The sequence below is a fragment of the Clostridium sp. CTA-1 genome (genome assembly GCF_054768215.1).
The window spans coordinates 192,394-211,474 of sequence record NZ_BAAAAP010000001.1 but is presented as its reverse complement, the minus strand read 5'-3'; the positions used below and the strand labels follow the sequence as shown (position 1 = coordinate 211,474).

Sequence of the window (19,081 nt, the reverse complement as noted above, 5' to 3'; positions counted from 1 at the left end):
GATTTGGGTTCACTGCTTATATTATTTCCATATTTAAAATAAAAATGCCCTACAGGGCATTTTTATTTTTTTAATTTATCCCTAAATATGATTTTATTACTTCCTCTAGTATTTCATCTCTTTCTAGCTTTATAACTAAAGATCTAGCTCCATTATAATTAGTTATATAAGTTGGATCACCAGAGATCAAATATCCCACTAGTTGATTTACTGGATTATAACCTTTCTCTAGCAAAGAATTATAAACTTTCGTAAGTATTTCTTTTGTTAATGTTTTTTTATTTTCTACAGGATCAAATTGTATTGTTTTATCTCCACTCATTTTATCACCTTCCTATACAATCTTTAAGGATTGCAACTTTCTTTGGAGCAACCAGTATTTGAGTGTTTTTTATGTTCTTTAATTATATTATAAGACATATTTATTAAAAAGTATACTATTTAACTAAACTTTCCACTACAGTTTCTACTGTTTTTATAGCCTCTTCTAATTTATTTGGATCTTTACCTCCTGCTTGTGCCATGTCTGGTCTTCCACCACCGCCACCACCGGCTATAGTTGCAATCTCTTTAATTATCTTTCCACAATGTACTCCCTTAGCTACTGTATCTTTAGTTGCCATAGCAACAAATAAAACTTTACCTTTATAGTTACTTCCTAGAACAACTACTCCACTTTGCATATTATCTCTTATTTTATCTCCTAAATCTCTTAGGGCATTTCCATCTATATCCTTTACTGCCGCTGATGCTACTTTAACACCTTTTATTTCTTTTATGTTATTTAATATTTCATCCTCTGCACCACTTGCTAGTTTTAATTTTAAAGCTTCTATTTCCTTTTCTTTTTCTTTCATTTCTAAAACTTGATGACTTAATTTGTTTAATAATTCCTTTTCATTGCATTTTAATATTTGAGCTGCGTCTTTTAATATGTTATTTTTGTGATCTACATATTCTATAGCCTTAAAAGCCGTTATTGCTTCTATTCTTCTTATACCAGCTGCAACCCCTGCCTCAGAAACTATTTTAAACATTCCAATTTCACCACTATTGCCTACATGAGTTCCACCACATAATTCTTTACTAAATTCTCCTACAGAAACTACTCTAACATCATCCTTATATTTATTGTCGAATAATGCAATGGCCCCCTGTTCTTTTGCTTCTTCTATGTTCATTACTTTAGTATTTACAACATTAGCTTTCATTATCTCTTTATTTACTATCTTCTCTACTTCTTTTAATTCAGCCTCTGATACTGCTTCAAAATGACTAAAGTCAAATCTTAATCTTTCATCATCCACATAGGAACCTGATTGCTGTACATGATCTCCTACCACTTTTATCAAGGCAGCATGTAATATATGAGTTGCTGTATGATTTTTTCTTATATTATTTCTTCTTTCTTCATTTACTTTTAATATAACCTCATCCTCTAAAGACACTTTCCCTTCTAAAACTTTTACAAAATGAAGTATTTTACCTGATATGTTCTTTTTACAATCTATAACTTTTGCTTTAAAACTGTCATTATATATAATACCTGTATCTCCTATTTGGCCACCCATTTCTGCATAAAATGGAGTATTATAAGTTACTATTAGCCCTTTATTTCCTTTTTCAATCTGATTTTTAAACTCTTCATTTTCTACAATTAAAGCTACTTTTGATTTAAGTTCTAATTTATCGTAACCTTCAAATTGTGTATTTATACTTAAATCTATTTTATTTAATATGGTATCTTCTGCGCCCATATAATTAGTTTCTTCTCTAGCAGATCTAGCTCTTTCTCTTTGCTCCTTCATTTCTTTATTAAAGCCTTCTTTGTCTATATTTATACCTTGCTCTTCTAAGATTTCTTCCGTTAATTCTACTGGAAATCCATAAGTATCATATAGTTTGAAAGCTTTATCTCCTGAAAGAACTTTATGATTATTATTCTTAACTTCTTTTATATAATCATTTAATATTTGCATTCCAGCATCTATAGTTTCATCAAATCTTTCTTCTTCTAGTTTTATAACTTTCTTTATATATTCTTTTTTCTCTTCTAATTCTGGATAATTTTTATAACAATTTTCTATAACTATATCTGTTAAGTTATGTAAAAATGTATTGTTTATTCCTAAAGTTTTTCCATGTCTTGCAGCCCTTCTTAAAACTCTTCTAAGAACATATCCCCTTCCTTCATTAGAAGGTAATATACCATCACTTATCATAAAAGTAATACTTCTTATATGATCTGTTATTATTCTTATAGATATATCTTTTACCCTATCCTCTTTATAATTAGCTCCTGAAAGTTTACACACCTGATCTAATACAGCTTTTATTGTATCAACTTCAAATATACTATCCACATTTTGCATTATAGTAGCCATTCTTTCAAGTCCCATACCTGTATCTATATTAGGATTGGCAAGTCTGTTATAATTTCCTTCTTCATCCTTATCAAATTGAGTAAATACTAAATTCCAAAATTCCACTATTTTATCTTCATCACTAGCTTTTACAAACTCCTCTGAAGTTTTAACCTCTCCTGCTCCTCTATCAAAATGAATTTCTGAACAAGGTCCACAAGGTCCTAATCCATGTTCCCAAAAGTTATCTTCTTTTCCTAATCTAAATATTCTTTTAGGATTCACATCTGTTTTATTTACCCATATATCCAAGGCTTCATCATCCTCTTCATATATAGTCACATATAGTTTCTCTTTAGGTAATTTTAAAACTCCTGTAGTAAATTCCCAAGCCCAAGGGATAACTTCTTCTTTAAAATAATCCCCAAAGGAAAAATTTCCCATCATCTCAAAAAAAGTACCATGTCTTGAAGTTTTACCTACATTTTCGATATCTCCAGTTCTTACACACTTTTGACAAGTAGTAACCCTTTTACTTGGTGGAACTTGAAGACCTGTAAAATAAGGCTTTAAAGGTGCCATTCCTGCATTTATTAGAAGTAAACTTTTATCATTTTTAGGCACTAAAGAAAAACTTGGTAGTCTAAAATGTGCTTTACTTTCGAAAAACTTTAGATATTCTTCTCTTATTTCATTTAAACCCATTCTTTCCATGGTTTATCGCTCCTTTATTTTCATATTTTTGTAATAAAAAAAACCTTCAATCCCTAAAAAGGGACGAAAGTTTATATTCCGCGGTACCACCCTAATTTAAATACAAAACTGCATTTACAACTCCTGTAAAATAGTTCATAAACAGCCTTCAGTACAAACCTTAAGAAGTTTTCACCAGCCACTCCCTCTCTATATAAAGTTAATCTACTTACTCCTTTTAATCATCACTATTATATATATTCATTTAATATTATTATGTTCAAATTATAAATAAAAATTACCATTATGTCAAGATATGCAAAAATTCATCCCATAATTTATTTAAAATAAATAGTAATTTAAATCTTCATATATAATTTTCATTATAACTCCTATAGGTATAGCTAAAACCATTCCCAAAAAGCCATATATTTTTCCTCCTATTAAAAGAAGCAATATAACTGTTAAAGGATGCATATCTACACTATCTCCTGTAATTTTAGGAGACAATATATCACCTTCTATTTGTTGTATAGAATATAATAAAATTAAAGCCCACAAAGCTGTTTTAGGTGATTTTGTAAAGGCTATTAATATAGCTGGCAAGGATCCTATAACCGGCCCAAAATAAGGTATTATATTTAAAAAACCATTTATCAAAGATAATAATATAGGTAATTTTATGCCTAGACCTACTAAGACTAAGAAAGTAAGAATTGTTATTATTAAACATAATATTATTTGACTTATAATATATCTCGCTAAAATTTTATCTATATCCTCGAATACATTTTTTACTATCCCTCTTACCTTAACAGGAAAAATCATAAAAAACTTTTGTATTATTTTATTCCCTGCGGCTAAAAAATAATATACTATTATAGGAATAACTGCATAATCCAATATATTTTCTCCAAACCCTACAAATTTATTTAAAATATTTTCTCCGATTGATACTGTATAACTTTCAATTTTCACATTTATTTTATTTAAAATCCCACCTAAAATTTTATTATTATTTAATAAATTTATTTTATTATATATATAATCTATATATTTTTGAATATATCCTACAGAACTTGTTATATTGTACCCTTCTTTTATTATGGCAGGTATTATAGAAATAATAAAAATTCCTATGATCATTATTAATGTAACAACTAAAAGTAATGCAGAAAATTTCTCATTTACACCTTTATGTTTTAAAAATGTATGTATAGGTTTTAGTATATAATATATAACAAAAGATATAAAAAATAAGGAAAGTATATCTCTTACTATGGTATTTTTTATAAGTATAATAAAAAATATTAGTAACACTAATATAAAAAATAATAGTTTACAGTACAAATTTTTATAGTATTTTCTCATGATCTCTTACTCCTATGTATTTATTTTGTTTTTAACCATAATTTTAAAATCTAAATTTCTACTTCTATAATTAAAGTAAAGTAGATTTCTTTCTCCTAATATTATTTCATTAGGACTTATTATTTTTTTCCCTTTTATAAAATTATTTAAAAATCCCATAGATATTATAATAGCAGCTATTCTAAAATCATCTTCATTTATTATTATATCTTCAATAACTCCCATTAAAACGCCCTCTATATCTATAACCTCTAAATGCTTTATATCATTAAAACTTAAATACTTTCCTCTTCCTAATTTTTTTACTACCATATTTTTATTTATTGATATTATATCTTCTACAAGCACTATATTATTTTTATTTAATATTTTATAAGAACTTACACAAAAACCTACAATTTTTTCTTCATTAAAATCTATTAATATATCTTTTATAAAACCTGCTTTTTTACCATTACTATAGTATACATTCATATATTTAAAATATTTGCTTCTATACATATTTACCCCACTTTATATTAATATTTTAAAATTAAAAACTTATGGTTTAATTGCCTACATCTTACCTTTAGTTTTATCAAAAAAATAAAAAATACCCTCTTTAACGAGGGTATTTTTAAAATATCTTATATAAAAATAATTTATTATGTTTTACAGCAATCTACATATCTATTAATGACCATGTACATGTTCGTGAATATGTTCAGAATGCGTCTTCATTTCCCATGGCTCTAAACCTTGAGATACTCTATATTCATTTATTGCTTTGTGTATAGCTTCTTCTGCAAGTACAGAACAATGCATTTTTACTGGTGGTAATCCTTCTAAAGCTTCTGCTACAGCTTTATTTGTAAGCTGCCATGCATCTTCTAAGTTTTTTCCCTTTATAAGTTCTGTGGCCATACTTGATGATGCTATAGCTGATGCACATCCAAAGGTCTTAAATTTTACATCTTTAATTATGTTATCTTCAACTTTTAAATATATTTTCATTATATCGCCACATTTAGCGTTTCCTACTTCGCCTATACCATTAGCATCCTCTATTTCTCCTACATTTCTAGGATTTCTAAAATGATCCATTACTTTTTCTGTATACATATTATTTTTCCTCCTTGTTTTTCATATAATCTTCCCAAAGTGGTGACATTTCTCTTCTTTGTTTTATTATTTTAGGAAGTACTTCTAATACATAATCTATATCTTCTTCTGTATTCTTATCTCCTAAGCTTAATCTTAAAGAACCATGAGCAACTTCATGTGGCAATCCTATAGATAAAAGCACATGGGATGGGTCTAAGGATGCTGAAGCACAAGCACTTCCTGTAGATCCAAATATGCCATTCATATCTAAATCTAATAATAAAGTTTCTCCTTCAATACCTATAAAGCTAATATTAACATTATTAGGTAATCTTTTGCTCATATCTCTAGGTCCATTTAATTTTACTTCAGGTATTCTTTTTTCAACTTCTTTTATTAGCTTTTCTCTTAAGTTAGCTAATTTTTTATTTTCCTCAGGCATATTTTCTATAGCTAATTCTATTGCTTTACCAAGTCCTACTATACCAGCTATATCTTCTGTACTAGCTCTCTTGCCTCTCTCTTGTCCCCCGCCATGAATTAAATTTTGTATTTTAACTCCATTTCTTATATATAGAGCACCTACTCCTTTAGGCCCATAAAATTTATGAGCAGACATAGATAATAAATCTATATTCATATCTTTTACATCTATATCTACATGACCTATAGCTTGAACTGCATCTGTATGGAAATAAATATTTTTTTCTTTGCATAATTTACCTATTTCTTTTATTGGCTCTATAGTTCCTATTTCATTGTTAGCAAACATTATAGAAACTAAAATGGTTTCATCTGTTATAGCAGTTTTTACATCCTCTACACTTACAAAACCTTCTTCATCTACTGGAAGATAAGTTACTTTGAAACCTTCTTTTTCTAAAAATTGTGCTGTATGTAATATAGCATGATGTTCTATTTTAGTAGTTATTATATGATTTCCTTTATTTTTATTAGCATAAGCTATACCTTTTAGGGCCCAGTTATCCGCTTCCGAACCACCACTTGTAAAGAATATTTCATTTTTTTCTGCATTCAATACCTTTGCTACTCTCTCTCTTGCTAGGTCTACAGCTTTTTTAGTTTTATCTGAGAAAGAATATAAAGAAGATGGGTTTCCAAAATTTTCAGTGAAGAATGGAAGCATTTCTTCTAATACCTCTGGTTTTGTATAAGTAGTAGCTGAATAATCCATATAAACTTGTTTATTCATTATTTTCACTCCTTTTAATTGGTGGATTTATTTTTCTATAGTCCTCTACCATATCTTGTAAGGTAGTTGATTCCATTATATTATCTAAACTTTTCTTTATCTTTGCCCACAAAAGCCTAGTTGCACAACAATCCACATTACCACAACTATCCTCTCCCTCTAAACAACTAGATATTTCTATAGGTCCTTCTAAAACCTCCATAATATCTGCTACGGTTATGTCCTTAGGATGCCTATTCAAAATATAGCCCCCTTGAGCTCCCCTTATGCTTTTTATAAGTTTAGCCTTTCTAAGTGGAGAAAATAGTTGTTCTAAATAATATTCAGATATATGTTGCCTTTCTGAAATATTTTTTATAGAAACTGGTTGCCCACCGTAGTTAATTGCCAAATCTACCATAGCCTTTACTCCATACCTACCCTTAGTTGACAACTTCATTTAATCACATCCTTTTAATGTTGACCACTTTACTATGATTTATTTTTATAATAGCAAACCTGAGTAAAACTGTCAACAATATTAATCAATTTTTTTGGAAAATTTTTTAATATAAAAAAGTATAGTCTTAATTTGTAACAGACTATACTAAAATATCCCTTTATTTATCTACTTTTTATATTTTCCCAATATTTTTTTAAATTTTCTTCATATTTATTATGTTGAGCTTTATAATATATCTTATCTTTCAACTCTTTAGGTAAATACTCTTGACTAACATAATGATTATTAAAATCATGGGGATATTTATACCCCCCTACCCCTAAATTTTTAGCACCATAATAATGGGAATCCTTTAGATGACCTGGCACATCTCCAAAATTAATATTTTCTAAATCTTTCATAGCATTTTTTATGGCTATGTACGCACTATTTGATTTTGGCAAGGTAGCTAAATATATTGTAATTTCAGATAAAATAATTTGTGCCTCAGGAAATCCTACTTTTAAAGCTAACTCTATACCAGAATTCACAATAGTTAATGCATTAGGATAAGCTAATCCAATATCCTCTGCTGCCATTACTGATAACCTTCTTGTAATAGATGTCATATCTCCACTTTTTATAAGTCTTGCTAAATAATGAACTGCTGCATCAGCGTCACTTCCTCTTATACTCTTTTGGAAAGCACTTAAAATGTTATAATATTCATCTCCTGTAGCATCTGCTCTAATGTTAGACTGTTCTAAGGATTCTATATAGTCCAATGTAATTTCTATATTAAATCCACAGTGAGAATTTACAGCTAATTCTAAAATATTATAAGCTTTTCTATAATCTCCCTGACATATCTCACCTATATATTCTAAAGCTTCATCAGTATACTTTATATTTATACCCTTATCTATTAATTTGCTTATGGCCTTTTTTAAACCTAAAATAATCTCCTCTTTATTAAGTGGTTTAAATTGAAATATATTGCATCTACTCAAAATAGCTTTATGTATAACGAAATAAGGATTTTCAGTAGTGCTAGCTATTAATACCACTCTTCCATCCTCTATAAACTCTAATAAAGCCTGTTGTTGCTTTTTAGTAAAATGTTGCAGCTCATCTATATACAACACAACACCACTATAGTTTAACAAACTGTTTATGCTAGAAGTTATTTCTTGAATATCCTTAATAGATGCTGTAGTAGCATTTAATCTATAAAATTTTTTGTCCACATAATTTGCCATAATATTAGCTAAAGTAGTTTTACCTGTACCTGGTGGTCCATAAAATATAGAATTACATATGGATTTATTTTTCATTAAATTATACAAAGGCTTATTCTCAGATAGTATATGCTTTTGCCCTACAAAATCTTCTAATTTGTTAGGTCTCATTAAATCTGCTAAAGGTCTCATGCTCTCACCTCACTAAAAAAGACTTTAACTCTCATTGTAAGTTAAAGTCCTTGTTTTATCAAGTTATAAAGTAAAACTTGTTAACAAAATGAATTGGTTTATGAGTGTATTTTTTATATTTGTGCCTTTAAAATTAAATCTATTTAATTTTAAGATACATACTCTCTAATCAATTCTATTTATCATATTCAGGTCTTCTATTTTTATAATACACAACCTTTAAATTACAATAGTCCGCAATTTCTTTTCCAAAACTTAGTCTATTTCCTATGTCTTTAGCATTGTGAGAATCAGAACCTAAAGTAACTGTCCTTCCTCCTAGTTCATAAAATCTCTTATATATTTTAACTAAATTTGTTGCAGCTCTTTTATCATTTAATCTTCTTGTATTGATTTCCATAGATTTTTCTTTTTCTACTATAACCTTTAAAACTTCGTCTATATCCTCTTTAAAAATATCATAATTTATCTCAGGATCTTCATAATTAGCATATCTTGAAATATAATCTATATGTCCTAAACTATCTACAAAATCATACTTTGCTAAATTATAGCTCATATTTTTAAAATAAATATGAAAAGCTTCCTCTTTACTCTTATCCTTATAAAATTCATCTAAATATAAATCAATTTTATCTATTAAATGAATAGAACCTATTACATAATCAAATTCTCCACTATTAATTACTTCTTTTCCTTCTTCTATAAGATCTCTTTCCATTCCTAATTCTATACCTAAAAGAAGTTTGCCGCTTCTATATTTGTTATACTTCTCAAAATAAGAAGGTACATGGAAACAAAATTTATTTTCATCCTTTAATCCTAAATCCATATGTTCTGTTACTATTATACCTAAATTATTATCTTTAGAAGCCTTTATAGCTTCACCTATGGTCATTTTAGAATCTGTAGAAAACTTCGTATGTAAATGTGTATCAAACATTTTTCCACCTCTTTTATAATATTCAATTAAACATAGTATAAATAAAAAATAATTTTAAAATTAATATCTATATTATAACATTATAATTTAAATTTTTATCATACTAAAATACATTTTAATAAGGGAAATACATTTAACTTATAAAAGCTACTACTAAAGGTATAGTTATAACAGACAAAATAGTAGTTATAAATACACACTTAGCTGCCAAAACCACATCCCCATCATATTCTTCTGCAAGCACAGTAGCTAATACCGCTGTAGGCATAGCTTCTAATATTACGCATATTTCTAGTAAAAGCTTGTCAGCTTTTACTACAATCATTAAAATATAAACTAAAGCAGGTATTATTATAAGTCTAACAAAAGAGCCATAATAAGCCTCCGTTCCTGAAAAAATCTCCTTTATATTTATATCTGCAAGCATGGAACCCACTATTATCATAGATAAAGGAGTAGTCATAGATCCAACATATTGTAAAGCTGTATTTATAGGTATAGGAATAGAAATTGAAAATACAAGTATAAACATACCTAATACTGTAGCAATTATACCAGGATGTTTTAATATACCCTTTAAGTTTTTAACATCTCTTTCTCCTGTATATATCATGATACCTGCAGACAACATAAATATATTAAAGGGTATGCCAAAAATAGAAGCATAAAATACTCCAACCTTACCATATAAAGCTTCTATTACAGGATACCCCATAAATGCACTATTAGAAAATATAGTAGAAAACATAAGTACCTTTCTAGCTCTTTCATTATACTTTACAAAAAACAAACCACTTATTAGTAGTAAAGCTATATGTATAATTATTGAATATATAAAAAACATCTTAGCGTTTTTTATCATATCTCCAGTAAAATTATAGTTAAAAGAAGAAACAATAAGACAAGGTAAAGTAACTTTAACTAAAAGATCTGAAAGTTTTTTATTTGCTTCTTCATTTAAAATTTTTCTTTTGCCACAAATAACTCCTATGCCCATTATTATAGAAAGAATTAAAACCTGATTAATAATATTACTCTTCAAAAGAACCCCCCCCATATTTTAAATTAATATAAACATTTAATTATTTTCAAAAGAAAAATCCCCCTCTTTGCTATTATACTAAAAAGGAGGATTTTTTTATATGTTACTTATATATTATTTCCTATAAAACATAATGCAAGCATTCCATCTCCACAATGAGCTCCCATACCAATACCTAATTCATTAATTATAAAATTCTTTGTACCAAACTCTTCTATTACCATTTCTTTCAATTTTTCTGCTTCTTCTGCACAATGTCCATGAACTATACCTATTAAAACATCTTCATGATTTGTACAATTTTCCTTGAATCTATCTAAAAGATATCTTATAGCTTTTTTACTTCCTCTTATGTTAGTTATATTTTTTAAAGTGCCATCTTTCTCTATGTGTATAATGGGCCTTATATTTAATAAAGTTCCTATAGTTGCAGAGGTTGCTGATACTCTTCCTCCTCTTTTTAAATGGGTCAAATTCTCCACCATAAACCAATGATTAACTTTATCCTTATTTTCATTTACCCATTTTACTATTTCCTCTTTACTTTTACCCTCTTTAGCCATTTGAACCGCATTATATACCAATAATCCCTGTCCTATAGAGGAACATTTTGTATCTATTATAGTTATATCTGCCTTTTTATTTTGTGCTAATATCTCTTCTCTTGCCATCTTAGCACTATTTACAGTACCACTTAATCCGGATGACATAGCTATATATATTATAGGTCTCTCTTCTTTCAATAATTCTTTAAATTTTTCTTCAAACCTATATTCATTAATTTGACTGGTAGAAGGCATTTCACCCTTTTTAATACCTGTATAAAATTCTTCATAGGATAATGTCTTTCCAAAATCATCTTCCCAGTCTTTTCCTTTAAAATTACACATAAGTCCTAAAAAAGGTATATTATTTTCATCTATAAAATTTCTTGGTAAATCACAACTAGCATCCGTAAAAATTATTGGAACCATAGTCTCACTCCTTATTTATAGTACTTTGTAGCACTGGTATATTTAATTATTAAAAACAAAAAATAAATCCATCAATTATAATTATATTCTATAAACTTCTTTTATATCCTTTATAATAAAGATATGTTTAGATAATTTTAAGAACTGCTAAAATAAAAACAACTATAAATATACCTAACATGAAAGAAAATTTCAAGATAAATTTTAAAATTTCATTATATTATAAAATAGTTTTACTATCATCTATAAGTATTATTTATAAGTCCACTGGTAAATTTGTGATATAATTAAAAATGTAAGTAAGATTTATTTTAGGAGGCTAAAAATATGACTAAAATAATTGATTGTAAAGGACTAAAATGTCCTCAACCTGTAATCAATACAAAAAAATATTTTGATTCTATAGAAGAAGGACAAGCTACTACTATAGTAGATAATGAAGTTGCTAAAAATAATATTATAAAGCTTGCTGAAAAAAATGGTTTTAAAAGCGAAGTAGAAGAAAAGGATTCTTTATATTACATAACTATGACCAAAGAACATTGTGTTGCTTGTGAAGCAATTTTATCAAACGAAAAAAAATTAGTTATGGTTATTTCTAAAAATGTTCTTGGTGGTGGAGATGATAAATTAGGAACTGCTCTAATGAAGAGTTATTTATATGCTTTATCTGAAAGTGATAAACTTCCTTCTCATTTATTATTTTTAAATGGTGGAGTTAAACTTACAATAGAAGGTTCTGAATGCCTTGAAAGTATACAATCCCTAAAAGATAAAGGTGTTACTATACTAAGTTGTGGAACTTGTCTTGATTTTTATGGTATAAAAGATAAACTTAAAGTTGGAGAAATAACAAATATGTACACTATAGTAGAAGAAATGACTTCTGCAGATAATACTATATTCATCTAAATAAAATTTGTTTGTATAACTTATAATTATGTAACCTCCATAAACCCACACTGTCATAATTATAAGTATATAATAAAAGCAGGAATTAAAAATTCCTGCTTTTTAATTTACATTAAACTGTATGAAACTCCTATTTACATAAGAGTAAGCGACTCACACCAAATCGTAGATTTGGGTTCGCTGCTTATATTTCTATTTCTTTACCTACTTTATTTTTTAAGGCCTTTTCATATATTTTATATGCTGTTACCACATCTTGAACGGCAATACCTACAGATTTAAATAAAGTTATTTCATTCTCACTTTTTCTTCCCTCTATAGTTTTTGAAATAACCTGTCCTAATTCTCCAGTAACTATATCTTCTTTTATAACCCCTTTTTCTAAAGGTATTATAAAATCTCCTGCTTCACTTAAAACAGCGTCTTTTGAATCTAAATATATTTTATCTGCCTTAGATATAATATATTCATCAATTTCTTGCATATGTTTCATATAGGATCCTACGCCATTTATATGTGCTCCTTTTTTAACCTTTTTCCCATCAAAAACTGGTGAGGTAGCTGTAGTTACTACTGTTATAACATCTGCATCTTCAATAGCCTCATCTGAACTAGTTACTCCTATTATTTCTGCACCAAAATGACTTAATTTTTCTTTAGCCTCTTCTACAAAAGCTTTTACATTTTGGAAATTTCTACTATAAACCTTTACTATTTCTAAATTTCTAGCTGCTAATAAAGCTTCTAGCTGACATAAAGCTTGACCACCTGTACCTATTAAAGCTCCTATTTTCGAATCTTCTTTAGCCAAAATGTCTGTAGCTGCTCCAGCAGATGCTCCAGTTCTAAGCTGAGTTAAATAAGTTCCATCCATTATAGCTGAAACTTCTCCTGTTTTTCCATCTAACAGTATCATTTGAGCTGGCACTGCTGGTTTTCCTAGTTTAACATTTTCAGGGAATACAGATACTATCTTAATTCCTGCTGTATCTAATTCCTCAACATAAGCTGGCATAAAAAGACTTGTTCCTTTATATTTAGGTATATTTATATTTGTTCTTAATGGAACTTCAGCTTCCTTAGTTGAATAAAGCCTAAAAGCTTCTTTATCTGCCTCTATAGCATCCCTCATTGTAAATACTTTTTTAATATCTTCTGCTGTTAAAATAAGCATAAAAATACCTCCATAATATAATATTAAACTCTTATATATATAATATTACATTATGGAGTATTATTAAATAGGAATATTAGTTTTTTACTATATTATATTAGTTAATAAAGTTTCACTTAATTATATATTACTAGCCTTTCTATCTGCTACTGCCTGTTTTAATAGGAAATTTTCATTATAGTCTTTAAGTTCTTTTTGAACTAATTTAGCTAAAGCTATTAAAGCTATTAAATTTGGTATAACCATTAATCCATTAAAAGTATCCGCTAATTGCCATACTAGTGGTACATCTAAAACAGTACCCAATACTAAAGAAATTAGGTATATGGCAGTATATGGCTTCATTCCTTTTTTTCCAAATATAAATTTAACATTTAAAGCACCAAAGAAATACCATCCTATCATAGTTGAGAATGCAAAGAAGAATAAACTGATAGCCACAAAGGAATTACCAAATCCTCCAAAACCATTTACAAAAGCCTTTTGTGTTAATTCTATACCTGTAGTTTTACCATCTAAAGCTCCACTTGTAAGTATAACAAAGGCTGTACAGTTTAATATTACGAATATATCTATAAAAACTCCGAACATAGCAACTAATCCTTGTTGTACTGGATGCTTAACATTTGCAATTGCATGAGCATGAGGTGTAGAACCCATACCAGCTTCATTTGAAAATAAACCTCTAGATACACCATATCTCATAGCTTCTCTTACAGATGCACCTATAAGACCACCTGTAGCAGCTCTTGGATTAAAAGCTCCTACAAATATCATCTTAAGAGCTGGTATTATATTATTGTAATTTTTAAATATAATTATTAAACTCCCTAGTATAAATAATGCTCCCATTATAGGTATTAGTTTTTCTGTAACTGATGCTATACGTTGTATTCCACCTATAACTATCATAGCTGTAAGAACAACTAACACTATTCCTGTAATTAAAGTTGGAATATTATAGGCTTTGTTCATTGATATAGAAATAGAATTTGACTGAACCATATCTCCTGTTAAACAGGCTGATACCATCATAGCAAAAGCAAAAAATTTAGCTAGTTTTTTACTACCTAGTCCATCTCTTATATAATAAGCTGGTCCTCCTAATACTTCACCATCTTCATCCTTAATTTTGTATTTTTGAGCTAAAACAGCCTCTGCAAATATAGTACCCATACCAAAAAAGGAACTAATCCACATCCAAAATATAGCTCCAGGCCCCCCTGCTGCTATAGCCGTTGCAGACCCAGCTAAAATTCCTGTTCCTACCTGTGCTGCTACTGCAGTAGCTAATGCTTGGAATGAACTAATCCCATCATCATTATCACTTTTAGTAAATACTTGTTTAAACATTGCCTTAAACTTCTTAACTTGTACAAAACCTAATTTAAAAGTAAAAAATATTCCTGCACCACATAAAAAAAACATTAATATATAGGTCCATAGCACGTTGTTGATATTTTCAAAAATATTTAGTAAAAATTCCATAAACTTCTCCCCTTTTTATGTATATCTTAAAATGTATTAGGATCAAATCCTCATTGTAAATGTTATCATTTTTCAAATATTAAGTAAAACTAGTATTTATATCTTTATTCTTTATTTAAAATAATTACCTTTGAATATTTTGAATTTACTGCATAATAATCTTAAAACCTTCAACCAATTGCATTCACAATAATCCTAACCAACTATAATTGTTAAAAAATATACATTTATGAATATTTTAAAATATATTATTTCATATTTATTAACAATCTATTTTATAACTGTGCATTGCTAAATTATAATTGCAAAGAATTTTTTCATTAAAATTATAATTTAAAATAATATTTAATAAATAAATTTTAATTACTCATTAAAAATTTTATATTATACTGTCTTATTTTTAGCTTTATATAATTTTTTTCACTTAATATAAATATATTTACAAATATATTTATGATTTTTCCATATATGTTTTTTATTATCTATTCACAAAGATAAAACTATTTTTATCAATATGCTTTATAAAAATATAACAAAGTATTCAGAAGATTTTAAAAATATCATAATTTTAATCCTACTTTTTTTTAATTTTTGCAAATAAAAAAATATCTCTAACATAATAAATTTACATAATATTATGTTAAGAGATATTTTATTTTAGTACATATTTTTCATTGTTAACATTCTACTAACTCTTTAAATAATTTTTTCTAAATTTTATCCTATATAGGCAATTTTTTTACTAAAGGTTTATCTAAAGTTAATAATTATTTTATAGAGAAATTATTTTCATAATCCTTAAGTTCTTTCTTAACTAATTTAGCTAAAGCTATTAATGCTATTAAATTAGGTATTACCATAAATCCATTGAAGGTATCTGCTAATTGCCATACTAATGGTACATCTAAAACTGTTCCTACTACTAAGGCTACAAGGAATAATACTACATAAGGCTTTGTTCCTTTATCCCCAAATATAAACTTAACATTTAATAATCCAAAGAAATACCATCCGATTATTGTTGAAAAAGCGAAGAAGAATAAGCTTATTGCTACAAATATATTACCAAAATGTCCAAAACCATTTATAAAAGCCTGTTGAGTTAACTCTATACCTGTAGTCTTTCCATCTAGGGCTCCAGTTGTTAAAATTACCATAGCTGTACAAGTTAAAACAACAAAGGTATCAATAAATAATCCAAACATAGCTACAAGACCTTGTTGAGCTGGATGCTTAACATCTGCCACAGCATGAGCATGCGGAGTAGAACCCATACCGGCTTCATTAGAAAATAATCCTCTAGATATTCCATATCTCATAGCTTCCCTTACAGATACACCTATAAGACCTCCTGTAGCTGCTTTAGGATTAAATGCTCCTACAAATATCATTTTAAAGGCTGGTCCTATATTATCATAATTAATTCCTATTATTATTAAACTTCCTATGATAAAAAATAAAGCCATAATAGGAACTAATTTTTCTGTAACTGATGCTATTCTTTGTATTCCTCCAAGAACTATTAACGCAGTAAGTATTGCTACTATTATACCTACAACTATATTGGGAACTCCAAAGGCTTTATTTACAGATATACCAATTGAATTGGATTGTACCATATCACCAGTTAAACAAGCTGATACCATCATTGAAAAAGCAAAGAATGCAGCTAATTTCTTACTACCAAATCCATCCCTTATATAATAAGCTGGTCCACCAAGTACTTCTCCATTATCTTTTTTCACTTTATATTTTTGGGCTAAAATTGCTTCTGAGAATATAGTTCCCATACCAAAGAAAGCACTAACCCACATCCAAAATATAGCTCCTGGGCCTCCAGCAGCTATAGCTGTAGCAGCCCCTGCCAAGTTTCCCGTTCCAACCTGTGCCGCCACTGCTGTAGCCAAAGCTTGGAAAGATGTTATACCTGAATCTTTATTTTGATTTTTTGAAAAAACCTGTTTAAACATGGCTTTAAATTTTCTTACTTGTACAAATTTTAAATTAAAAGTAAAAAATATTCCTGCCCCAAATAAAAAGAACATTAAAATATAACTCCAAAGTATATTGTTAAAACCTTCAACAATTTTTAATAAGTCCATAAAAACCCTCCTTTGTTTTAATACGCTCCTAAAAAATCTCTTTTATTTATTGTAAATGTTATCATCTTTTAATTTCTTGGTAAAACCTCTTTTTAGCTCAAATTAGGTTATTTACTCAAAATAAGTCTAAGTTTTTTTAATTTACTGTATATTGATTTGTTTATTTTAAAATCTTGCAGTATAAAGTTATTTTTACTATATTCTTGTTAAAACATATACATAATTGCAATTTCATATTTGTATAATTGCGTATATTTCAAATAAAATTTACCACATTTTATTTAATGAATAATTTAACAAATAAACAAAATATTATGTAACAAATTTTCAACCATATCTATATATTAATACTGTAGAAATTTTTAGTGAGGTTTTATTATGTTTGATTTGCCTTGTTTTGATGAAAACAAAGTAAAATTTAGAAAAAGTGATGAAAAATCACATGTTAGAATTCTTCACGCATCCCCCGATGCTCCTGCCGTAGATATATATATAAACGATAACTTAATATATAAAGGACTATCTTATAAAGGCTTTACTGAGTATATGCCTTTAACATCTACGATTTATAACATAAAACTATTTCCTACTGGTAAAAAGGATGTACCCCTTATAAATAAATTTTTTTTCATTCCACCAAACTCTATATATACAATAGCAGCTACAGGACTCCTTAAAGATATAGCTTTGTTTCCTATACTTGATAAAAAATTAGACAACAAAGATCCAAACAAGGCCTATGTACGTTTTGTGCATCTTTCTCCTAATGCTCCAAAGGTAGATTTTTATATGAATAGTAAAGAAATATTTAATAATATAGGCTATAAAAACATAACAGATTACTCACCTGTAGATCCTAAAAATTATACAATAACCCTAAAGTTTGCTAATACAGAAAATACAGTATTAACATCTCCAAATGCTAATTTAAAAGCTAATAAATATTATACTGTTTATGCTGTAGGATTAGCTAATGGTAAACCTTCCCTAGAAGTTTTAATTCCTCTTGATGGTAACTCATATATAAAATAATTCTTAGCTTTATATAAAATTTAAATATTTTTTGAAAAGCAAACACCCTATTTAGTTATAATATTTCATTAACTAAATAGGGTGTTATTTACTTTATAAAAAACTTTTTTAGCTTCTACATAATTTTTTACCGATATATTTATTTAAGTATTACTTCTCCTGTTTTATTATCTACCTCTATATTTACTTCGAATATATCTTTAATATAGCTTTGTGGCAGCATTAATTCATTATTTCTAATTCTTATATTCTTATCTATTTTTCTGTTTAGATTTGTTGAACTATTTTCTATAAAAATTACTTCTTCATTAGCTTTAATATTCTTATCCATTACCTTTATAATTATACTATATTCATCATCATTATATAGCTTTATTCCCAAGGAATCTGCCACATATTTTAAAGGTAAATATACATTGTTATTTTCGTCCTTAAAAGGACTTACAGTCATTAAAAATTCTTTTTTAGAAACCTTACTTTTCTTGTATTTATTCTTGTTTATTTTAAAAACTACTTTACCATATTTGTGATGATACATGAATTTTGCAGCGTTTAAAAGGAGATCAACTAGACTAAAAGATAACAAACCTATAAAGCTGTATAAAATAATTTTCACCATATCACCTCTTCATTATTATAAAAAATAAATTTAAACTACACATTATATAGTATTAAATTCTACTTTTATCTGATTTAATTATAATATCCTGGTTAGTATTTTGTCAATTAAAAATATTAAGAAATTAAAATATATTGAAAAAAATTGGTTGCTTTTTACAATACAACATATATACATAAGTAAAAAAGTGTATTTCCAAATAAACCAGATTTAATTTTAAA

17 protein-coding genes and 1 other annotated feature are annotated in these 19,081 nt (G+C 27.6%); of the genes, 2 read left to right on the top strand and 15 right to left on the bottom strand.

Annotated features, from left to right (window positions below; all coding sequences use genetic code 11):
* Positions 1-70 precede the first annotated feature (70 nt).
* The 11 genes from ACYUEW_RS00975 to ACYUEW_RS00925 all read right to left on the bottom strand — a co-directional run bounded on the left by ACYUEW_RS00975 (position 71) and on the right by ACYUEW_RS00925 (position 11,533).
* The gene (locus tag ACYUEW_RS00975; RefSeq protein WP_003385813.1) at positions 71-322 is read right to left on the bottom strand and encodes an IreB family regulatory phosphoprotein; all 252 of its coding nucleotides are present in this window, start codon (positions 320-322) and stop codon (positions 71-73) included.
* A gap of 115 nt (positions 323-437) precedes the next feature.
* Positions 438-3,077 carry an alanine--tRNA ligase gene (alaS, locus tag ACYUEW_RS00970; protein ID WP_460276025.1) on the bottom strand — a complete coding sequence of 880 codons (2,640 nt, stop codon included), beginning with the start codon at positions 3,075-3,077 and terminating at the stop codon, positions 438-440.
* A 56-nt stretch (positions 3,078-3,133) separates the two neighbouring features.
* Positions 3,134-3,311: a binding site (T-box leader), on the bottom strand.
* Between the two features lie 87 nt (positions 3,312-3,398).
* Entirely contained in the window at positions 3,399-4,427 is a 1,029-nt protein-coding gene (locus tag ACYUEW_RS00965; protein ID WP_460276024.1) for an AI-2E family transporter, read from the bottom strand.
* A 12-nt stretch (positions 4,428-4,439) separates the two neighbouring features.
* Entirely contained in the window at positions 4,440-4,928 is a 489-nt protein-coding gene (locus tag ACYUEW_RS00960; RefSeq protein ID WP_096043503.1) for a PRC-barrel domain-containing protein, read from the bottom strand.
* A 171-nt stretch (positions 4,929-5,099) separates the two neighbouring features.
* The gene (gene nifU / locus ACYUEW_RS00955; RefSeq protein WP_003484630.1) at positions 5,100-5,528 is read right to left on the bottom strand and encodes a Fe-S cluster assembly scaffold protein NifU; all 429 of its coding nucleotides are present in this window, start codon (positions 5,526-5,528) and stop codon (positions 5,100-5,102) included.
* Position 5,529: 1 nt separating this feature from the next.
* Positions 5,530-6,723, bottom strand: a complete 1,194-nt coding sequence (nifS, locus tag ACYUEW_RS00950; RefSeq protein ID WP_265203869.1) for a cysteine desulfurase NifS — start codon at positions 6,721-6,723, stop codon at positions 5,530-5,532.
* Positions 6,716-7,162 carry an RrF2 family transcriptional regulator gene (locus ACYUEW_RS00945; RefSeq protein ID WP_003484625.1) on the bottom strand — a complete coding sequence of 149 codons (447 nt, stop codon included), beginning with the start codon at positions 7,160-7,162 and terminating at the stop codon, positions 6,716-6,718. The genes nifS and ACYUEW_RS00945 overlap by 8 nt, the downstream gene beginning before the upstream one ends.
* A 164-nt stretch (positions 7,163-7,326) precedes the next feature.
* Positions 7,327-8,574, bottom strand: a complete 1,248-nt coding sequence (locus tag ACYUEW_RS00940) for a replication-associated recombination protein A (protein WP_460276023.1) — start codon at positions 8,572-8,574, stop codon at positions 7,327-7,329.
* A gap of 175 nt (positions 8,575-8,749) precedes the next feature.
* Complete coding sequence (locus tag ACYUEW_RS00935; protein ID WP_265203867.1) at positions 8,750-9,517, bottom strand: histidinol phosphate phosphatase; 768 nt, start codon at positions 9,515-9,517, stop codon at positions 8,750-8,752.
* Between the two features lie 133 nt (positions 9,518-9,650).
* Positions 9,651-10,559: an AEC family transporter gene (locus ACYUEW_RS00930; protein ID WP_265203866.1), complete on the bottom strand. Its 909-nt coding sequence runs from the start codon at positions 10,557-10,559 to the stop codon at positions 9,651-9,653.
* A gap of 107 nt (positions 10,560-10,666) precedes the next feature.
* A complete protein-coding gene (locus tag ACYUEW_RS00925) occupies positions 10,667-11,533 on the bottom strand; it encodes a DegV family protein (RefSeq protein ID WP_265203865.1) in 867 nt (288 codons plus the stop codon).
* A 327-nt stretch (positions 11,534-11,860) separates the two neighbouring features.
* Between ACYUEW_RS00925 and yedF the strand changes: the two genes are divergently transcribed.
* Positions 11,861-12,445, top strand: a complete 585-nt coding sequence (yedF, locus tag ACYUEW_RS00920) for a sulfurtransferase-like selenium metabolism protein YedF (RefSeq protein WP_045516130.1) — start codon at positions 11,861-11,863, stop codon at positions 12,443-12,445.
* A gap of 184 nt (positions 12,446-12,629) precedes the next feature.
* Here yedF and ACYUEW_RS00915 read toward each other — a convergent pair whose 3' ends face one another.
* From ACYUEW_RS00915 to ACYUEW_RS00905, 3 genes are all read right to left on the bottom strand, one after another.
* Positions 12,630-13,619 carry an ornithine cyclodeaminase family protein gene (locus ACYUEW_RS00915; protein ID WP_460276022.1) on the bottom strand — a complete coding sequence of 330 codons (990 nt, stop codon included), beginning with the start codon at positions 13,617-13,619 and terminating at the stop codon, positions 12,630-12,632.
* 120 nt (positions 13,620-13,739) lie between these two features.
* Positions 13,740-15,107, bottom strand: a complete 1,368-nt coding sequence (locus ACYUEW_RS00910; RefSeq protein ID WP_265203864.1) for an alanine/glycine:cation symporter family protein — start codon at positions 15,105-15,107, stop codon at positions 13,740-13,742.
* 767 nt (positions 15,108-15,874) lie between these two features.
* Complete coding sequence (locus ACYUEW_RS00905; protein ID WP_003484614.1) at positions 15,875-17,209, bottom strand: alanine/glycine:cation symporter family protein; 1,335 nt, start codon at positions 17,207-17,209, stop codon at positions 15,875-15,877.
* Between the two features lie 378 nt (positions 17,210-17,587).
* Here ACYUEW_RS00905 and ACYUEW_RS00900 point away from each other — a divergent pair, with 378 nt between their 5' ends.
* Positions 17,588-18,241, top strand: coding sequence for a DUF4397 domain-containing protein (locus ACYUEW_RS00900; RefSeq protein ID WP_265203863.1), 654 nt, complete (start codon positions 17,588-17,590; stop codon positions 18,239-18,241).
* 139 nt (positions 18,242-18,380) lie between these two features.
* On the opposite strand, the gene ACYUEW_RS00895 is transcribed toward ACYUEW_RS00900, so the two are convergent.
* The gene (locus ACYUEW_RS00895; RefSeq protein ID WP_042384610.1) at positions 18,381-18,857 is read right to left on the bottom strand and encodes a copper amine oxidase N-terminal domain-containing protein; all 477 of its coding nucleotides are present in this window, start codon (positions 18,855-18,857) and stop codon (positions 18,381-18,383) included.
* Between the last annotated feature and the right edge of the window lie 224 nt (positions 18,858-19,081).

Excerpts from the sequence above, each read along its gene's own strand:
- ACYUEW_RS00975 (WP_003385813.1), bottom strand. The coding sequence starts at position 322 with ATGAGTGGAGATAAAACAATACAATTTGATCCTGTAGAAAATAAAAAA.
- alaS (WP_460276025.1), bottom strand. The coding sequence starts at position 3,077 with ATGGAAAGAATGGGTTTAAATGAAATAAGAGAAGAATATCTAAAGTTT.
- ACYUEW_RS00965 (WP_460276024.1), bottom strand. The coding sequence starts at position 4,427 with ATGAGAAAATACTATAAAAATTTGTACTGTAAACTATTATTTTTTATA.
- ACYUEW_RS00960 (WP_096043503.1), bottom strand. The coding sequence starts at position 4,928 with ATGTATAGAAGCAAATATTTTAAATATATGAATGTATACTATAGTAAT.
- nifU (WP_003484630.1), bottom strand. The coding sequence starts at position 5,528 with ATGTATACAGAAAAAGTAATGGATCATTTTAGAAATCCTAGAAATGTA.
- nifS (WP_265203869.1), bottom strand. The coding sequence starts at position 6,723 with ATGAATAAACAAGTTTATATGGATTATTCAGCTACTACTTATACAAAA.
- ACYUEW_RS00945 (WP_003484625.1), bottom strand. The coding sequence starts at position 7,162 with ATGAAGTTGTCAACTAAGGGTAGGTATGGAGTAAAGGCTATGGTAGAT.
- ACYUEW_RS00940 (WP_460276023.1), bottom strand. The coding sequence starts at position 8,574 with ATGAGACCTTTAGCAGATTTAATGAGACCTAACAAATTAGAAGATTTT.
- ACYUEW_RS00935 (WP_265203867.1), bottom strand. The coding sequence starts at position 9,517 with ATGTTTGATACACATTTACATACGAAGTTTTCTACAGATTCTAAAATG.
- ACYUEW_RS00925 (WP_265203865.1), bottom strand. The coding sequence starts at position 11,533 with ATGGTTCCAATAATTTTTACGGATGCTAGTTGTGATTTACCAAGAAAT.
- yedF (WP_045516130.1), top strand. The coding sequence starts at position 11,861 with ATGACTAAAATAATTGATTGTAAAGGACTAAAATGTCCTCAACCTGTA.
- ACYUEW_RS00915 (WP_460276022.1), bottom strand. The coding sequence starts at position 13,619 with ATGCTTATTTTAACAGCAGAAGATATTAAAAAAGTATTTACAATGAGG.
- ACYUEW_RS00910 (WP_265203864.1), bottom strand. The coding sequence starts at position 15,107 with ATGGAATTTTTACTAAATATTTTTGAAAATATCAACAACGTGCTATGG.
- ACYUEW_RS00905 (WP_003484614.1), bottom strand. The coding sequence starts at position 17,209 with ATGGACTTATTAAAAATTGTTGAAGGTTTTAACAATATACTTTGGAGT.
- ACYUEW_RS00900 (WP_265203863.1), top strand. The coding sequence starts at position 17,588 with ATGTTTGATTTGCCTTGTTTTGATGAAAACAAAGTAAAATTTAGAAAA.